1 protein-coding gene is annotated in these 1215 nt (G+C 73.3%); it reads right to left on the reverse strand.

Annotated elements, in window-relative coordinates:
• Positions 1-126: 126 nt before the first annotated feature.
• Positions 127-975, reverse strand: a complete 849-nt coding sequence (locus tag ACZ6D7_RS20400) for a chaplin (protein WP_469492191.1) — start codon at positions 973-975, stop codon at positions 127-129.
• Between the last annotated feature and the right edge of the window lie 240 nt (positions 976-1215).

Genomic DNA, 1215 nt, shown 5'->3' on the forward strand with positions numbered 1-1215 from the left:
AGTGGGGTTTTGTTGCATCCAAGACTCTCCCGCCATGCCCCGGCAAGGGGAGAAAAAAAAACCCCCCCCCCCCCCCCCCCCCCCCCCCCCCCCCCCCCGCTCCGTCGTCCGTGCCGTCACCGCGTGTTATGCGGTGGGCCGCGCCTTGCGGTAGAGCAGCGCGCCCGCGAGCAGCGCGCCCGCGCCGGCCGGCAGGGCGAGGCCGATGGGCAGCTCGCTGCCGGTGTGCGCGAGTTGCGCGGCGGAGGCGGGCCGCTGGTCGTTCGTGACTCGGGCCGGAGTCACGTGGTCCGAGGTGGACGGCACGCTCTCGGGTCCGGACGGGCTGGACCGGCCGTGCTCCGGCTTGCCGGGGCCCTGGTGACCGGGCTCGCCGGGCGTCTCGTGGCCGTGGCCGGGCGGGGTGCCCGGGTGGCGGTCCTCGGAACCGCCGCCGTTCGCACAGTCGTTGCCGAACGTCGGGTTGAGGATCCCGACGACGTCGACGCCGTTGCCGCAGGCGTTGACCGGCACGTCGATCGGCACCTGGACCTGGTTGCCGGAGGCCACGCCGGGCGAACCGCCGGTGTACCCGCCCGCGTGGGCGCCCCCGGAGCCCCCGTGCGCGCCGGAGCCGCTGTGGCTGCCGTGACCGCCGTGACCGCCGTGACCGCCCTGGCTCCCGTGACCGCTCTGGCCCTTGTGACCGCCATGGCTCCTGTGCTCGCCGTAGCCGCCCGTGGAGCCGCCCCCGCCCTTGTTGGCGCAGGAGTTGCCGAACGCCGGGTTGAGGGCCCCGACGATGTCGATGGTGTTGCCGCACACGTTGACCGGAATGTTCACCGGCGCCTGCACGGAGTTGCCGGACAGCACGCCGGGCGAGTCCGTGGCGGAGCCGTGCGCCCCGGAGTCGGCGTGGGCGTAGCCGCCGGCGGCGGCGATCACCCCCGTCGCCGCCGCCACGGTCATGAGGCTTTTGCGGGTGACCTGTCGCATTGCTGAATCCCTGCTTTCACTCTCGTCCTCGGCCCGAATTGCCCGCATCATTCCAGCTCTTCGCGCGGTTCGAGCCATTCGAGCCATTCGAGTTTCTTCGGCCATTCCTTCGGAAAAGACCCGTCGGGCCCGGGGGGGAGGGGGGGGGGGCCGGGGGAGGAGGGGGGGGGGGACACCCCACAGGGGGGGGGTACGTTCTGGCGGAGGGGGTTGCCCAAAAGGGGGGTGCCACACCCACCC

It is taken from the genome of Streptomyces sp. NPDC041784, assembly GCF_055591025.1.